Below are 16,114 nucleotides of genomic sequence, written 5' to 3'. Positions count from 1 at the left end.
GGTGGCCGAGGCCGATCCCAAGAAGCTCGCCATCCCCGCGCCGATCATCGTCAAGAAGATCACGGTGGTCGAAGGCGGCCACCATGGCGGGGCGTGGAAGGTCGCCTATGCCGATTTCGTCACCGCGATGATGGCGTTCTTCCTGCTGCTGTGGCTGCTCGGGGCGACCGAGGAAAAGCAGCGCAAGGGGATCGCGGATTACTTCACCCCCACGCTGGTCAAGCTGCGCCAGAACAGCGCCGGGTCGAACGGCCTGTTGGGCGGATCTTCGCTGACCGATCCCGACAATTACCCCAACCAGCAGGGCCAGACCGGCACGCGTTCGATCACCATTCCCCGCGGCGTCACTGGCGGGCCTTCGGAGGCGGGCGGGCGCGGGGAAATGGAATCGAAGAAGCTCAAGGAGCTGCAGGACAAGATCGAGCAGAAGCTCGTCCAGCGCCGCCAGCTGCGGCATCTGGCGCGGCAGGTCAGGGTGATGCGCGCGCCCGAGGGCATCCGCATCGACCTGATGGACAATGCCGATTTCTCGATGTTCGAACTGGGCACGACGATCCTCACCAAGGAAGCGCGCGGGTTGCTGGAGGTGATGGCCGAGACGCTGAAGGACGAAAGCGCCCCGCTGATTCTGCGCGGCCACACCGATTCGCTGCCGTGGCGCGGCGGGGTGAGCGCGAACAACTGGTCGCTCTCCACCGGGCGGGCCGAGGCGACGCGGCAGGCGCTGGTGCTGGGCGGCGTGGCGCAGAAGCGCTTTGCCCGGATCGAGGGCGTCGCCGATACCGAGCCGCTGGTGGCAGAGGATCCCGCCGATCCGCGCAACCGGCGCATCTCGATGCTGCTGCTGGAGGGGCGCGGTGCGGCCTCGGCCGGCCCGGTGGCCGCGGCGTCGCCTGCGCCCGCAGCCAAGCGTTAACGCCCGGGCTTCATCCCCGCGGCCCGCAGCGCCTCGCTGCGCGAGGAGACTTCGAGCTTGCGGTAGATCGACTTGACGTGATTGCCGACCGTGTGCGGCGATATGCCGAGGATGCGCGCCGCCTCCTTGTAACTGTGCCCGGCGGCGAAGGCCTGCAACAGATCGATCTCGCGCGGGGTCAGGCGGGTGTCCTCGGCGAGCGGCGCGGCTGGCGTGGGCCGCGGCCCCTCGCGCAGCAGCTCGATCAGATAGACCGCTGCTGCCGGGCTGACCGGCGCGCCGCCATCGAGCGTGATCGCGATGCCATCGAGCACCTGCGCCGGGGTGCTGTCCTTGAGCAGATAGCCATCCGCCCCCGCCGCAAGCGCGCGCACCACCGTGTCGCGATCTCCGAAGGCGCTGATGATCAGCGCCTTGGCCGCCGATCCGGCCTTGATCTCGGGCACCAGATCATAGCCGCTGCCGTCGGGCAGGCCGATATCCATCAGGAACAGATCGGGCTTGAGCGGGATCAGCGCGCGGCCGGTGGCGAGGTCAGGGGCGATGCCGACAATGTCGAAGCCCTGATTGTCCGACAGGATGCGGACGAAATATTGCCGCACCATCGGATCGTCCTCGATGATCGCGATGCGCGGGAGCCGGACGGTGGGGGCAGCAGGTTCAGCAGGGTGTGACATGGGGAGGGGCTAACACTCCCGCACGGGCAGCGCCATGCCATGACATGGCAGGCGCGCTCATGCGGCAATGGCCTCGGGTGGCGAGAGACGCAGGCTGACGCGCGTGCCCTTGCCCGGCTCGGACATCACCGCAAAGCCTGCGCCGATCGCTTCGGCCCGGCGCGCCATATTGCCAAGGCCGCGCCCCGCGCCGCTTTGCGCCGTCCCCGCGCCGTCGTCGGCGATGTGCAAGGCGATTGCTCCGTCGCTATCGCGCGTCAGGGTGATGGTGAGGGTCTTCGCGCCTGCGTGCTTGAGCGCATTGGTGACCGCTTCCTGCATGATGCGGAACAGCTGGAGCACATCGCGCGGGCCGTAATCGGGCAACGTCAGGCCGTCGTCCTGCCGCCAGTCGAAGGCGATCCCCGCCGCCGTCACCCGCGGCTGCATCCGCGCGCGGAAGGTGCCGAGCGCGGCTTCGAGCGATTCGCCGACCGAATCCATCGAATCCACCATCAGCCGCATCTCGTCGATCACCGCCTGCAGCCCTTCAGCGACCGTGGCCGGCTCCGCCTCGCCCAGCCGCGCGGCGAGCATCATCGACATCAGCTGGCTGCCGAGCCCGTCGTGAATGTCCTGCATGATCCGCCGCCGCTCGGCATCATGGGCCTGTTGGCGCACCAGCTCCTGCTCGCGCGCATAGGCCACGGCCAGCTCCGCCTCGCGCTCGGCAACCCTCGCTTGCAACATCGTGCTCAGCGCCGCCTGCGATTGGAACAGGCGGAAATTGCGGGCGAGGAAGGCGGCCACCATCGCCAGCATCAGGAAGGGCGCGGCGGTGAGCAGGTTCTGCTCCGAAAAGCCCGCATCCGGGAACCAGTCCTCGGCTGCATCGAACAGCCCGGCTGCCACCAGCACGCTCATCAGCGCGCTTTCGAGCAGGCGGTCTTCGCTCTCCCGCGCGAAATGCCAGAGCAGCCGGGCGAGCGTGGCAAGGCTGAAGGCGGCGAGCATCCACGACCACACCATCGTCGGCGTATCGAAGGCCTCGGGCATGGCCGTCGCCAGCAGGCGCCACACGACATAGGCGAGCGCCGCGCCATAGACGGCAAGCGCGGCGGGCATCAGCCAGCGCAAGGGGCGGCCTGTCCAGGCGTCGATGAAGCCGAGCAGCGCGACGGGAATGAACATGTTGATCGCGAAGAAGGCCACCATCCGGCCCCACCCCCCGAAGGGTGGATCAAGTTCGATGCCATAGAGGTAATTGGCCACGATCGCGCCGCTCAGCACACTGAGCCAGGCGGCAAAGCGCCAGTCGTCGGAGCGGAACACCATCACCGTCGCCAAGAGGCCCAGCAGCCCCAGCAGCATCGCGGCATAGCGGGGGAAATCGTTGAGCACCCACAAGCGCGGCGAGGCAAAGGCGCGCATCGCGTCATATTCGCCGATCAGCGGCGGGTAGATGTCGGTATAGGGAAAGCCATCGCGCAGGGTGATGTAGGTCAGCCGGTTCTCGCCCGCCGTGAGCATTCCGGCGGGGATGCGGGTGAGGAAGGTCTTCTGCCCGTGGAACGTCCCCGCGCCGGGCGTCAGGCTGCCCTCTCCCACCAGCAGGCTGTCGTTCACATAGAGCCGGTAATTGTCGACCTGAAGGGTCGAGATGATGCCGAGCCCCGCAGGCGGCACGTCGTCGAGACGGATGGTGATCTCGGCGGCGAACATCGCGGTGTCGCAGCAATGGGTGAAGGGGAGTTCGGCTTCGGCGAACCGCGCGGTGTAGGGGGCATCGAGGGTCGGGCTGTCCAGCCTTGCGATGCGGGTGCCCAGCTGTTCGACCGGCGGCGGCGCTTCGCCCGGATCGGCGTGGAACAGCGGCCCTTCGATCCCCAGCCAGTACACCGCCTGCACCAGACAGATCATCGCCACCAGCTTGCCCAGCTGGCGCCAGTTCAGATTCCCCAGCAACCCCCGCCCCCTCGCGAATATGTCGAGTTGCGTCGTTAACACCCTGCTTGGCGGATGCAACGGCCAGCGGATGCCACGATATGGCATCATGCCACATGGCATATCGGCCCGGCCCTCGGCGGCCTAGCTCCGCGGCATCGGCCTGACCCACCCAAGGGGGGATGGGGGCGGCCCCATGATCGGAGAATCTCACATGAAGCTGCGTCTTGCCCTTGGCCTTGGCGGCCTGCACCTCAGCCTGTTGTCCGCGCTCGCCCTGTCGAGCCTCACCGCGCCTGCCAATGCGCAGGGCCAGAACCGCGAAGGCGTGGCCAAGACCAACAAGACCTATGGCTGCCCGAGCGGGTGGAGCAGCACGAAGAACAACGAGACCGACACCTCGATGTGCTTCCCGCAGGGCAGCCTCGCGCCCAAGATCTACGCCAAGAAGGAAAAGGAAACCTGCGTGGAGGGCTATTACGAGGTCTACCGCGTGTGGTGTTCGACCAAGAAGCCCTGATCGGCCGCCGGCCCGATTATCCGCGATCTTTCAGGAGCTTCACACCATGAAGATGATCACCACGCTCGCCGCCGGTGCGGCCATGGCGTTTGCCGCCATTCCCTTTGCCAGCCCTGCCATGGCGCAGGGGGCTGAGGCAAAGTTTCCCGTTCCGCGCGCGGGTTGCCCGAAGACGCATTTCAAATCCCGGCGCGGGTCGGACACGATATTCTATTGCTATCCTAAGGAAAGCTCAGACGACGAGGCTTCGCCTTCGTCCAGCGGTTCGAGCGGACCGGCCTACAAGGACCCGACCTTCGGTGCCCTTGCCAAGGCGGACGAATATGATCGCTGCCCGGTCGGCTATCACACCAGCGACACAGAACGCACCACTTGCGTGTCCTACCATCAGGGCAAGTCGCCCGCCTCGCGCCTGAAGAAGGGCAGCGCTTGCGGCGCGGACGAAGTCGACGAATGGGGCCTGTGGTGCACCTCGAAATCGACGACCCTGACCCGCGCCGAGGCCGAGGACGAGGCGATTTCGGACGTGAACATCATCTTCGCTCCCGAAGGGCGCGGCGCGACCCAGGGGCCTGAATACGAGAACACGCCCGGCATCATGGCGATCTTCGGCCCCAAGGGCGGCGCGCAGGCGAGCAATGCAGCGGCATCTTCCGGCGATCAGCCCGCTGCCCAGCAGGCCGCGCAATGCACCACCGACAGTGCCTCTGCCACCGGTGCCACCATCGGCGGCGCGGTGGGCGGCGATACGGGCGCGGCGATCGGCGGAATGCTCGGCGGGCTCGGCAAGAAGAAGAAAAAGAAGGGCTGCTGACCGCGGCCCCCGTCACAGGCTCAACGGTCTCCTGCGTCATTGCGACCCGGCGCTGGAGATAGCACTGAGGGTGTGCGCAGCCGGGCTGCGCACACCCTCTTTTTTGCTCGACTGCCCGCGATCAGCCCGTGCCGCCGCGCTGGGGCAGCGGCAGGGCTGAATGCAGGCGTCGGTTACGAACCCTGCGTTACTGTGGCGGTGTGGCCCGTGCCGCCCTGCGTGATGAAGGACTGGTTGCCGTCCGAATTCTGCGTCACCGATGCGGTGTTGCCGCTCCCGGTCTGCACGATGTTCGACAGGTTGTCCTCACCCAGCTGATCGACGTTGGCGGTCTGGCTGGTGCCGCCCTGATCGACCAGCGAGGTGTTGTCAGCGCCGTTCTGGAGCACGTCGGCATTGAGCAGCACAGCGCCGCCGGTGCCCGACTGGAGCACGGTGCTGGTGTTGCCGCCATTGCCGCCCTGCGTGACGGTGGCCGACAGGCTCTCGCCCTGCTGGTTGGTCAGTGCGCGGTTGCCGTCCGAAAGCTGGGTGATGGTGGCGTCATTGTCACGTCCCGAAGCATCGCCCTGGATGATCTGCGCGCCGTAGACGAAGGTGCCCGATGCGGCATTGTCGTCGCCGATCTGGCTGATGATCGCGCGCTGGTTGAACCCGCGCTGCACCACATCCGAGCTGTTGCTGCTGCCGTCCTGACGGATTTCCGCCGTATGATCGGTGCTCACGGCCCCGCCCTGATTGATCCCGGCGATGTTGAGGCTGCCGCCCTTCTGTTCGATGAAGGCCGATTGCAGCCCGCCGTCCTGAACGACCGTCGCGGTGCCATCGTCGCCGCTCTGGATCACCCCGGCATTGGCAATCGAGCCAGCCTCGTTGCCCGCGCCGAACTGGGTGACGCTGGCGGTGTTGCCGTCACCGTCCTGCAGCACGTTCAGGGTGTTGGCACCGACCCCTGCCTGGAGCGCGGTGGCGGTGTTGTCACTGCCGGGCTGGCGGATGATGGCTGTGTTGAGGCCGCTCGTCTGGGTGAGATCGGAGGTGTTGCCGTCCCCGCCCTGCGCGATTGTTGCGGTGTTGAGGTTGCCGGCCTGGTCGACGTCGGATTCGTTGTCAGACCCGTCCTGAGTCACCGACGCGACATCAAGATCGCCCGACTGCAATACGTCGGAGTCGTTGCTGACATTCTCTTGAATCACGGTGGCGGTCGAAAAGTCATTGGTCTGCGTGACGACCGAGATGTTGTCGCTGCCGCTCTGGGTGACATTCGCGGTGTTGTTGTCGTCCGAACTGCCGGTGCCGTCGTCCTGATTGACCGTGCTTTCGTTGTCGTTGCCCGACTGGTCGACTGTGGCCTTATTCGTGTTGCCACCCTGGTTGATGGTCGAGATGTTGTCGGTGCCGTCCTGCGTCAACTTCGCATTCGCAGCTACGCCGCCCTGCAAAATCGTGGATTCGCCGCTCGCACCGGTCTGGGTGACGGTGGCGATCGCGCTGGAGCCGGTCTGGGTGACGTTCGATTCGTTGTCCTGTGCCAGTGCGGGCGCAGCAGCAATCATCGCCAGCGCCGATGCGCTGGGCAGCAAGTAAGCCTTCATTCTAGTTCCCCCCCTTGCGGGCTGCCGGTTGAAGGGCTGGCTTGCGTATGTTCCCACGCAATGCCGCACATCATCCGAGCCTTAATGGTCTGAGTTGGTGCGAGGCGCGACTCGACGTCTTTGTTATGCGGGGCACCTTACGCGTAGTTAACAGGGCGTAAAGCGCGAAAAAGGCACCACTCCTGCTTTTATGAGCCTGCCGCTGCGACAGGGGGCATCGGGCGCTCAGGCGGGCGGTGCCTGCGTCCTGTCGGCTTGGGCCTGTGCCAGTGCGGCGCACAGCTTGCGGTAGGCGGGCGAGCTCCACGCGGCGGCGGTCAGCACCATGCCGAGCACCCCCGTCGCCACGAAGATCAGCGCCATCCCGCGCTCCGGCCCGGTGCCGAACCAGCTGCCGATCCAGTCCGCGCCTGCGCCATCGGACATGAACGGGATCGCCCAGAATTGCGTCAGCGGCCCGATCAGGAAGGCGGTCAGCGGCGCGGCGGATTGCTCGACGCTCTGGGCAAAGCCGAACACCCGGCCCTGCCGCTCGAAGGGGACGACCTGCTGCAAGGTGGTCTGCTCGGCGGCTTCGGCAAAGGGGCTGAGCAGCAGCCACAGCGTGCTCCCCAGCGCCAGCAGCACGATCGAGGACTGGATCGCGAACAGCGCGGCCACCAGCCACACCACCACATTGACCAGCATCAGCGTTCGCAGCGGATTGGCGCCAAGGCCCATCCGGGCGATGATGAGGCCCGCCGCGATGAAGGCGGTCGAAGCAGCGGCCCACAGCAAGCCCCACGCCTCCACGCTCATCAATGACAGGCCATAGCCGTCCATAAGCGCCATGAAGACACCGCCAAGCAGGTTATTGAGGCACGCAAACACGATCAGCGCGCCCAATCCGGGCACCGCCGCGATCACTGCGAGCGTGCCGGCAAGGTCGATCCGGCCCGGCTCGCCCGTGGCGGCGCGCTGGGGTGCGGGCTCGTCGAGCCGCAGTGTCAGCAGATGCGCAAAGGCCAGCGCCGTCCCCGCCAGCGCCAGCACCAGCGTGCCGCGCATCCCGTCCCACGCCACCAGAAAGCCGCTGATTCCCGAGGTGAGCAGGAACCCGATCCCCGACACCATCCCGACCTTGCCATTGGCCTTGTCGCGTTCTTCCGGGGCGATCAACGCCGTCACCAGCGTCGGCAGGGCGATAAGGCGCAGGTTGCCGATGATGACGCCGATCATCACCACCGTCATGAAGCCCCACAGCACCGCGCTGTCCTGCCGGGTCAGCGCCGCTTCGGGCACGGCCAGCAGCCATGCCAGCGCGGCGGCGTAGAGCACGAATGACCCCGCGCTCGAGGCGAGCATGACGCGCTGCTTGCGATGGTGATCGACCAGCGAGCCGAACCAGATCGCAAGGCTCGCCCCCAGCACCAGATAGATGCCCCCGATCACCCCGGTGACGAACACCGAGCGGGTTTCGAGAAATGCCCAGAAGATCAGCGCGAACCAGACGGTCAGATTGACGAGGTTCTGCACCAGCGCATTGGCAAGGATCAGGTGAAAGGCGCGCATCAGGCCAAGCATCGCGGTTTGTGCGCGCTTGTCCAGCGCACTCGCCACGGCTTGTGTGTCACCCATCGAAAAAGGCCCGGAGCCTTGCGGCTCCGGGCTGGTGGTGCCGCCCTCAGGGGGTGAGGCGGCGCAGGAAGGGGCGGCTTAGCGCAGCAGCGACAGCACGTTCTGCTGCGACTGGTTCGCCTGGGCGAGCATCGCGGTCGAGGCCTGACCGAGGATCTGGGCCTTGGCGAGCGCGGTGGTTTCGGCCGAGTAGTCGGTGTCCTGGATCCGCGAACGGGCGTCGGACAGGTTGGTCGACACGTTGGTGAGGTTGTTCACCGCCGATTGCAGACGGTTCTGGCTGGCACCGAGCGTCGCCCGCGTGGTCGAGATCGATTCGATGTCGGCATCGATGTCGGTCAGCGCGGTTCGGGCCGCCGAACCGTCGGTGCCGGTCACGTCGAACGAACCGGCAGCGCCGCCACCGGCGGTCAGCGCGGTGAGGTCGTCAAGGGTGATGTCGACGGTGTCGGCATCATTGGCGCCCGCCAGCACGGTCACGGTGGTGAGCGAACCGTCGAACAGGGCCACGCCGTTGAACTCGGTGTTCGAGACGACCTGACCGATCTGGGCGGTCAGTTCGTCAACTTCGACCTGGATGTTGTCGCGGTCGGTGTCGGCGTAGGTGTCCGAACCGGCCTGCACCGCCAGTTCGCGGATGCGCTGAAGCATATTGGTCACTTCGTTCAGCGCGCCTTCCGCCGTCTGGGCGAGGCTGATGCCGTCGTTGGCGTTGCGGATGCCCTGCTGCATCCCCTTGATCTGCGAGGTCATCGAGTTGACGATGGCGAGGCCGGCGGCGTCGTCAGCCGCGCTGTTGATGCGCTTGCCGCTCGACAGGCGCTCCATCGCGGTGCCGAGCATCTTGCCGGCAGCGACAGCCGAGTTGGTGGCGCGCATCGCCGAGGTGTTGGTGTTGATCACGTTCATTGTTCAAACTCCCGAATGGTCAGGCAGGACGAACAGGCCCGTCGCTGCTGGCCCTAAGAGCGGCCGCCGCCGGAAATGTTTAAGCCGGAAATATTCATTCGGAAAAACAATGGTATGAATGGCGATCCCCGCCCTCATGGTGATGGGCAAGGGAACGTCGCTAGGTGTTGGCCGCGGGGTTTCTAGGGGAAGCTACGGGGGCTTAAATTTGCCTCCCGTCCAGCCTGTATGCGGCAGAGCTTTGCCGAGACCAGGGCGCGGAATTGACCACCGGGCCAGACCACAGGGGCAATGATGATTCAACCGGCAATGACAGCGGGGCGCAGGGTCGCGGGCGAGCTTGCCCCGGTCTGCGGCGCCAGCGGCGCGCATGACATTCTGATCGGCATGACCGTGCCGCTGATGGGCAGCAGCTGGCAGCGCGACCGCATCGTGATCGGCGATTCCCTGCCGCCCGCGATGGCTGCCGGGATTGCGCGCAGCGGCAAATTGGCGATTGCCCTTGCCCATGCCAGCACGCCTGCCATCGCGCTGGATGGGGCCAACCGGGTAAGCCTCCGCTATGACACGGCGGCCCCCGAGACCGCGCGCCCGGCACTGATCGCGGCGGCGGCGCAGGGCGGCTGGCCGGTCGCGGGCGATCCGCAATCGCTGGCGCTGCTGACGCTGGCAGAGCGCATCGCCGCCTCCGACATCCCGGTGCTGCTCGAAGGCCCGACCGGCACCGGCAAGGAAGTGCTGGCGCGTTTCGTCCACCGCCTGTCCGCGCGCCGCGAGGGGGCGTTCGTCGCGGTCAATTGCGCCGCCATGCCCGAAGCGATGCTCGAAGCCCTGCTGTTCGGCCACAAGAAGGGCGCCTTCACCGGCGCGGCCGAAGCGGGCGAGGGGCTGTTCCGCGCCGCCGATGGCGGGACGCTGCTGCTCGACGAGATCGGGGAACTGCCGCTGGCGCTGCAATCCAAGCTGCTGCGCGCGTTGCAGGAGGGCGAGATCCTGCCGCTGGGCGCGACCAAGCCGGTGACGGTCGACGTGCGGATCATCGCCGCGACCAACCGCGACCTTGCCGAAGAGGCGAGCGCCGGGCGCTTTCGTGAGGACTTGCTCTACCGCCTCAATGTCTTCCCGCTGCGGCTGCCCGCCTTGCGCGACCGGCCCGGCGACATCGCCCCGCTCGCCTTTGCCATGCTGCTGCGCCATGCGCGCGCACCGGGGCTGCCGGGCTGGATCGACCGAAACGCGCTCGCCCAGCTTGAAGGGCACGCCTGGCCGGGCAATGTCCGCGAGCTGGAAAATGTCATCCGCCGCGCGATCCTGCTGGCGGACGGCGCGGGCGCGATCGGCGCTGCGCAGATCGTGTTCGACACGGCCGTGCGTCCGGTAACCGAAGCCGCCGCGGCGCCCCGGATGCAGGGCAAGGCGGCCGGCACCACGCCCTCGCTTTCCGACGTCGCTTTCGCCTCCGAGGCGCGCGCGATCCTTGAAACGCTCGCGCGCAACGGCGGCAACCGCGCCGCGACCGCGCGCAGTCTGGGCATTTCCGAACGCACCCTGCGCTACCGCCTCGCTTCGATGCGCGGGGCCGGAATGCTGGCTTCGGCCGCAGGAGGCGCGGCATGAGCCCGGTGAGCTTCGGCGTTGCCGATGTCATGGCGCTGCGCAGCCAGGTGCTCGCTCGCAGTGCGGCCCTGCGCGATGTGCGCGCGGCGAGCGAGGCGGGGCGGGCCCCCGGTGCCCTTGGTGCCCCCGTACAGGCGCCCGGATCAGGCTTTGCCGACACGCTCCACACGGCGCTCAAGCAGGTCAGCGCGGTGCAGGAACATTCGAGCGCGATGCAGGTCGCCTATGAACGCGGGGCGGTGACCGACATCGCGCAGGTCATGCTCGCGCGGCAGGAAGCAGGCGTCGCGTTCGAGGCGACCTTGCAGGTGCGCAACAAGCTGCTCACCGCCTATCAAGACATCATGCGGATGGGGGGCTGATAGATGGCTGACGCCTTGCCCGTTCCCACCGATCCGCCCGGCCTGCCGGTCGCGCCACAGGGTGCGGCCAGCGGTTGGCGCACCATGCTGCCGCCGCAAATGCAGGGCTTCGTCAGCCAGCCCGCGCTTGCCCGTTCGCTGCCGGCACTCGCCGGGCTGGGCGCAGTTGCGGCTGCCGCGGCGCTGTGGATGACGCTCGCCTCCGGCCCTGACCGGGTGCTCTATACCAGCCTCACCGACGCTGACCGCGCCAAGGTGGTCGAGGCGCTGGAGGGCGGCGGGATCGCCTATTCGATCGACAGCGGCACCGGCGCGCTCTCGGTCGCGGAGGAAGACCTTTACCGCGCCAAGATGCTGGTTGCCAGCAACGCCGGGATCGCCGCGCCCGAAGGGGCCGAGGCGATGCTCGACGCGATGCCGCTCGGCACCTCGCGCACGCTGGAGGGCGAACGCCTGCGGCTGGCGCGTGAACGCGAGCTGATGCTGACGATCAAGGAGATCGACGGGATCGAAAGCGTGCGCGTCCACCTCGCCACGCCCGAACGATCGGTCTTCGTGCGCGAGAACAATCCGCCGTCCGCCTCGGTGATGGTGCGGCTGGTTGCCGGACGCAGCCTCTCGCCCGATCAGGTCGGCGCGATCGTCAATCTGGTCGCCGCCAGCGTTCCGGGCATGAGCCCCGATGCGGTGCGGGTGGTCGACCAGAACGGCCGCCTTCTGTCCGACCCGCGCGAGGCGGCGGGCGAAGGGCTGACCTTGCAACGCGAGCACGAAGCCAAGCTCGCCCAGCAGATCGACGCGCTGCTGCTCCCCCTGCTGGGCGAGGGCAATTACAGCGCGCAGGTGCAGGTCGAGCTCGACACAGCCGAGGTCACCACCGCGCGCGAGACCTATGAGAAGGAAGGCGCGATCCGGGCCGAAAGCGCGCGCAATGCGCAGCGCACCGGAGCAGCGCCCGCAGGCGGGGTGCCGGGGGTTCCGGCCAACACGCCGCCCCCGCAGGCGCAGCTGGTTGACGGCGCGCCCAATCCGCAGCCGCCCGCAGCGGCGACCAGCACCGACACCGAGACCGCGACCGACCGTTCCTATGAACTGGGGCGCGAGGTCGCCGTCACCACCGCCGGGCCGGGCGCGCTCAAGAAGCTGTCGGTCGCGGTCGCGGTCAGCGATGCGGCGCTCAAGGCTGCCGCGCCTCTGACCCGCCAGCAATTGCAGGAACTGGTCAGCGCGGCGGTCGGCGCCAATGCCCAGCGCGGCGATATGGTGCAGGTGGTCGCGAGCAAGTTCGAGCCCGCCGACCTCGCGCCGCCTGCCTTCTATGAAGAGCCGTGGTTCGCGATGCTGGTGCGTTATGGCACGGCGCTGATCGCGGTGCTGCTGGTGTTGCTGCTGGCGGTGCGGCCGCTGGTGGGCAAGCTGACGGGCACCGGCAAGGCCAAGGCGAAAGCCCGGGGCAAGGCGGATGGCGCGGGCGACAGCCTCGCCAGGGACGACGAGGCCGAAACGCCGGCTGCCGATGCGGCGAGCGATGATCCCGCCGCAAGCCCGATGGCCGCCAGCGACAATGGCGTTCCGCTCGATGATCTCCCGCGGCAGGTCGAACTCGCCCGCAGGCTTGCGGCACAGCAGCCCGAACGCGCGCTCGAGGCGCTCCAGCGGATGCTCGAAGCGCCCGATCCGCGCGCTGCGGGGGCAGGTGCACCATGAGCCTTGAGGCACCCCTTGGCGATGCCGTCACGGACGCCGTCCCCGCCCCGCTGCTAAGCCGGGTCGACCGCGCCGCCGTGTTCCTGATGCTGCTCGGCGACGAGGAGGCGACCAACCTGCTCGCCCGCCTCAGCCCCGCCGAGCTGGAAAAGCTGGGCGCCGCGATGATGGCGCTGGGCGAGATCGAACAGCCGCACATGGTCGAAGCCCTCGCCGACTTCGCGGGTGAGGCGGCGCGGGAAATGCTGCCCAGGCGTGGCCGCACCGATCGGGTGCGCACCCTGCTCGACAAGGCGCTGGGCCCGGCGCGCGCGGACAGCATGATGCAGCGGATCGAGCCCGATGCGCCGCCCCGCAGCCTTGAACTGGCGCAATGGCTCGCCCCCGGCGTGCTGGTGCGCCTGATCCTCGACGAACACCCGCAGGTGATCGCCGCGCTGTTGCTGCTGATCGAGCCGGAACCCGCTGCCGAAGTGCTCGCCATGCTCCCGCTCGAACTGCAATCGCTGGTGGTCGAGCGCGTGGCGAAAAGCGGCGCGATCTCGGCCCGGGCCATCGCCACCATCGACACGCTGCTGACCCAGCGCATCACCGCGACCTATGGCACCGCGCCGCTGATGCTGGGCGGGCCGCGGGAGGCTGCGAACCTCATCAACCTGGCCGCGGGCGAGATGCGCAACACCGTGCTGCCCGCCATCGCCGAGCGCGATGCACCGCTCGCGGAACAGATCGAGGAGGAGCTGTTTACCTTCGAGATGCTGTTCGCGCTCGATCCGCAGTCGATGGGCCGCCTGCTGCGCGATGTCGACAACGAGAAGCTGGTCGATGCGCTGAAGGGTCTCAAGGAACCCGACCGCGCGCCCTTCTTCGCCGCGATGTCGAGCCGCGCGGCGGACGGCGTGCGCGACGAGATCGAGCTGCGCGGACGCCTCGCCAAGAGCGAGGTTGCCGCAGCGCAGAAGGCCATCGTCGAAATCGCACGGGGTCTTGCCGATGCGGGCGAAATCGTGATCGGAAGCGGCAGTGGTGAATTCGTCTGATTGGCTCGGCGCGCTGGTCGCCGCGCCCGGGCCTGACCTTGCCGCAGACACCGCGCCCGGCTGGCTGACGCTGCTGGACGAGACGGACGCGGCGGCTTTCCGCGAAGCCCCGCTGTTCGGCGAGCCCGAGGAGTCCGCCCCGCCGCCGCCCACGCCCGATGCCGTGCCGGATGACGCCGTGCCCGACCCTCACGCCGAAGCGCTGGCCCGCGCCTATGCCGAGGGCGAGGCTGCTGGCCGCGCTGCTGCCGCCGCCGAAGCCGAGGCGCGCACGGCGCGGCAACGCGCGCTGCGGCTTGCGTTCCGGTCGCTCGATGAAGCCGCGCTTGGCGTGCTGGCCGATGATCTCGAAGCGACCGTGCGGCACCTGTGCGATAGCGTTCTGGCAGAGGCGGCGCGCGATCCTGCTGGCTTGCGCGACCGCTGCATCGCTGCCGCGCGCCGGATCGGCGGGGCGGCCGACAGTCTGCTGCTGCACCTCCACCCCGATGACATCGCTCTCTTGGGCGAAGATGCGCTGGCCGGGATGCGGCTGGTGCCCGACCCTGCGCTTGAACCCGGCAGCCTCGTGATCGAGGGCGGGGAGGGCACGATCAGCGATGGCCCGGAGGAATGGCGCCGGGCGATTGCGGCGGCGCTGCGCGGATGATTGCCGAATTGCAGCTCGATCTGGCGCGGATGCGCGCCGCGCCGGTCAGCGCCGGGCCGGTGCTGACGGGCCGGGTGGTCGCCTGTGATGGCGGGCTGATAGAAGTCGAAGGCCTGCCGCTTCCGGTCGGCTCGCTGGGCCTGATCGAAAACGAAGTCGGCTCGGAATGTCTTGCCGAAGTGATCGGCTTTCGCGCCGGACACTCGCTGATGATGCTGCTGGGCGATGCGATGCTGCTGCGGCCCCGGGCGCGGGTGCGCGCGCTCGGCGCTCCGGGAGAGGTGCGGGTCGGCGATGCGTTGCTGGGCCGCGCGGTCGATGCGCTTGGCGAGGCGATTGACGGCGGCCCGCGGCTCGATCTGCCGCACGCGTGGCCGCTTGCGGGCAAGCGCGAAGGCGCGCTGGAGCGGGCGAGCGTCGCGGTGCCGTTCGATTGCGGGGTGCGCGCGATCAATGCGCTGGCCACCATGGGCGTCGGCCAGCGGCTCGGGATCATGGCGGGATCGGGCGTGGGCAAATCGGTGCTGGTCGATACCATTGCGGGCCACGCGGTCGCCGATGTCACCGTGGTTGCCCTGATCGGAGAACGGGCGCGCGAAGTCTCGGACTTCGTCAATCGGCACATGGCCGGGCACCGGCGCGGGGGGATCGTGGTGGTCGCGGTGCCCGCCGACCATGCTCCCAATCTGCGCCTGCGCGCCGCGCAATATGCCAGCAGCATCGCCGAATACTTCCGCAGCACAGGCAAGCGGGTGCTGCTGATCCTCGACAGCCTCACCCGCGTCGCCCACGCCGCGCGCGAGCTGGGGCTGGTGCTGGGCGAGCCGGGCGCAGCGCGGGGATATCCGCCCTCGGCGCTCGCCGCGATCACGCGCCTTGTCGAGCGCGCGGGCAATTCGGCGCGCACCGGCGGGGCGGTGACGGGGGTCTACACCGTGCTCGCCGATGGCGACGACACCAATGATCCGGTGGTCGACACCGCCCGCGCCATTCTCGACGGGCACATCGTCCTCTCCCGCGAGCTGGCGGCGCGCGGGCATTATCCCGCGATCGACATTCCCGCATCCCTCAGCCGGGTGATGGATGATCTGGTGCCCGGCGATGTGCGGGCGGCGTCGCGCCACTTGCGGGCGCTGATCGCCGCGCGCGAGAGCGGGCGCGATCTGGTGATGATGGGGGCATACCGCGCCGGCGGCGACCCGCTGCTTGATGAAGCGCTGGCGCTCAGCGGGCCGATTGATGCGTTCCTGACGCAGCCACGCGGTGAGGCTGTGGCGCTGGCCGCGAGCCATGCGGCGCTGCTCCAGCTGATCCCGCCGACCCATGCGTGAGGCCCGCCGCCTTGCGCTGCTGCGACGGCAGAGCCTGATTGCCGAGGTCGCGCGCAAGCAGGCGCTGCGCACGCTGGCCGAGGCGATCGAGGCCGAGGCGCGCCACCATGCGCTCGCCGCGCGCGCCGAGGCGCTGGTGGCGGCTGCTGCGCCGACGGCGGGGGTGACGGTGGGCGCTGCCTTGCAGGCGCGCGCCGGGTTCACTGCCGGACTGGCTCAGATTGCGCGGCAGGCGGCGGACACGGCGCGCGATTCGGCCTTGCAGCGCGCCTGGCAGGTAGATGCGCTCGCCGCCAGCGAGGCCCGCGCCAGGCGTCTGGCCGAGCGCACCGCCGAAGCCCGCGCCGACCTTGCCGCCGCGCTGGCCCGGCGCGAGGCGGCCCGCGCGCTGCCGCTGGCACGCAAGTTGCACAGATCCTCGCAAGACTGATCCCGAC

15 protein-coding genes are annotated in these 16,114 nt (G+C 68.5%); 10 read left to right on the top strand and 5 right to left on the bottom strand.

The annotated features are described in order from the left end of the window. The first annotated feature begins 1 nt into the window (after position 1). The gene (locus PS060_RS04005) at positions 2-916 is read left to right on the top strand and encodes a flagellar motor protein MotB (protein WP_273985644.1); all 915 of its coding nucleotides are present in this window, start codon (positions 2-4) and stop codon (positions 914-916) included. On the opposite strand, the gene PS060_RS04000 is transcribed toward PS060_RS04005, so the two are convergent. Both PS060_RS04000 and PS060_RS03995 read right to left on the bottom strand, forming a co-directional pair. Then, positions 913-1,593 (bottom strand): response regulator, encoded by a 681-nt coding sequence (locus PS060_RS04000; RefSeq protein WP_273985643.1) that lies wholly within the window; start codon positions 1,591-1,593, stop codon positions 913-915. The genes PS060_RS04005 and PS060_RS04000 overlap by 4 nt on opposite strands. 57 nt (positions 1,594-1,650) lie before the next feature. After that, positions 1,651-3,537, bottom strand: a complete 1,887-nt coding sequence (locus tag PS060_RS03995; RefSeq protein WP_273985642.1) for a sensor histidine kinase — start codon at positions 3,535-3,537, stop codon at positions 1,651-1,653. 175 nt (positions 3,538-3,712) lie between these two features. On the opposite strand from PS060_RS03995, the gene PS060_RS03990 reads away from it, so the two are divergent. Continuing rightward, positions 3,713-4,036 (top strand): hypothetical protein, encoded by a 324-nt coding sequence (locus tag PS060_RS03990; protein ID WP_273985641.1) that lies wholly within the window; start codon positions 3,713-3,715, stop codon positions 4,034-4,036. Between the two features lie 46 nt (positions 4,037-4,082). Beyond that, entirely contained in the window at positions 4,083-4,850 is a 768-nt protein-coding gene (locus PS060_RS03985) for a hypothetical protein (RefSeq protein WP_273985639.1), read from the top strand. 173 nt (positions 4,851-5,023) lie between these two features. Here the strand turns inward: PS060_RS03985 and PS060_RS03980 are convergent, their stop codons facing one another. The 3 genes from PS060_RS03980 to PS060_RS03970 all read right to left on the bottom strand — a co-directional run bounded on the left by PS060_RS03980 (position 5,024) and on the right by PS060_RS03970 (position 8,971). Continuing rightward, positions 5,024-6,445: a beta strand repeat-containing protein gene (locus PS060_RS03980; protein ID WP_273985638.1), complete on the bottom strand. Its 1,422-nt coding sequence runs from the start codon at positions 6,443-6,445 to the stop codon at positions 5,024-5,026. 225 nt (positions 6,446-6,670) lie between these two features. Continuing rightward, complete coding sequence (locus tag PS060_RS03975; protein ID WP_273985636.1) at positions 6,671-8,062, bottom strand: MFS transporter; 1,392 nt, start codon at positions 8,060-8,062, stop codon at positions 6,671-6,673. 78 nt (positions 8,063-8,140) lie between these two features. Then, positions 8,141-8,971: a flagellin N-terminal helical domain-containing protein gene (locus PS060_RS03970; protein ID WP_273985634.1), complete on the bottom strand. Its 831-nt coding sequence runs from the start codon at positions 8,969-8,971 to the stop codon at positions 8,141-8,143. A 291-nt stretch (positions 8,972-9,262) separates the two neighbouring features. Between PS060_RS03970 and PS060_RS03965 the strand changes: the two genes are divergently transcribed. From PS060_RS03965 to PS060_RS03935, 7 genes are read left to right on the top strand one after another with little or no spacing between them, the layout of a single operon-like run. After that, positions 9,263-10,588 (top strand): sigma-54 interaction domain-containing protein, encoded by a 1,326-nt coding sequence (locus tag PS060_RS03965; RefSeq protein WP_273985632.1) that lies wholly within the window; start codon positions 9,263-9,265, stop codon positions 10,586-10,588. Beyond that, entirely contained in the window at positions 10,585-10,950 is a 366-nt protein-coding gene (gene fliE, locus PS060_RS03960; protein ID WP_273985631.1) for a flagellar hook-basal body complex protein FliE, read from the top strand. Before PS060_RS03965 ends, fliE begins: the two co-directional genes overlap by 4 nt. Positions 10,951-10,953: 3 nt before the next feature. Further along, positions 10,954-12,657: a flagellar basal-body MS-ring/collar protein FliF gene (fliF, locus tag PS060_RS03955; RefSeq protein ID WP_273985630.1), complete on the top strand. Its 1,704-nt coding sequence runs from the start codon at positions 10,954-10,956 to the stop codon at positions 12,655-12,657. Beyond that, positions 12,654-13,697 (top strand): flagellar motor switch protein FliG, encoded by a 1,044-nt coding sequence (fliG, locus tag PS060_RS03950; protein WP_273985628.1) that lies wholly within the window; start codon positions 12,654-12,656, stop codon positions 13,695-13,697. Before fliF ends, fliG begins: the two co-directional genes overlap by 4 nt. After that, positions 13,684-14,346 (top strand): FliH/SctL family protein, encoded by a 663-nt coding sequence (locus PS060_RS03945; RefSeq protein ID WP_273985627.1) that lies wholly within the window; start codon positions 13,684-13,686, stop codon positions 14,344-14,346. Before fliG ends, PS060_RS03945 begins: the two co-directional genes overlap by 14 nt. Further along, positions 14,310-15,677: a FliI/YscN family ATPase gene (locus PS060_RS03940; protein ID WP_443112402.1), complete on the top strand. Its 1,368-nt coding sequence runs from the start codon at positions 14,310-14,312 to the stop codon at positions 15,675-15,677. Before PS060_RS03945 ends, PS060_RS03940 begins: the two co-directional genes overlap by 37 nt. Continuing rightward, a complete protein-coding gene (locus PS060_RS03935; protein ID WP_273985626.1) occupies positions 15,670-16,107 on the top strand; it encodes a hypothetical protein in 438 nt (145 codons plus the stop codon). Before PS060_RS03940 ends, PS060_RS03935 begins: the two co-directional genes overlap by 8 nt. The last annotated feature ends 7 nt before the right edge of the window (positions 16,108-16,114 follow it).

The sequence above is a fragment of the Erythrobacter sp. BLCC-B19 genome, assembly GCF_028621955.1.
In the GTDB taxonomy this organism is placed as follows: Bacteria; Pseudomonadota; Alphaproteobacteria; order Sphingomonadales; family Sphingomonadaceae; genus Erythrobacter.
This window is presented reverse-complemented; position numbering and strand designations above follow the sequence as displayed.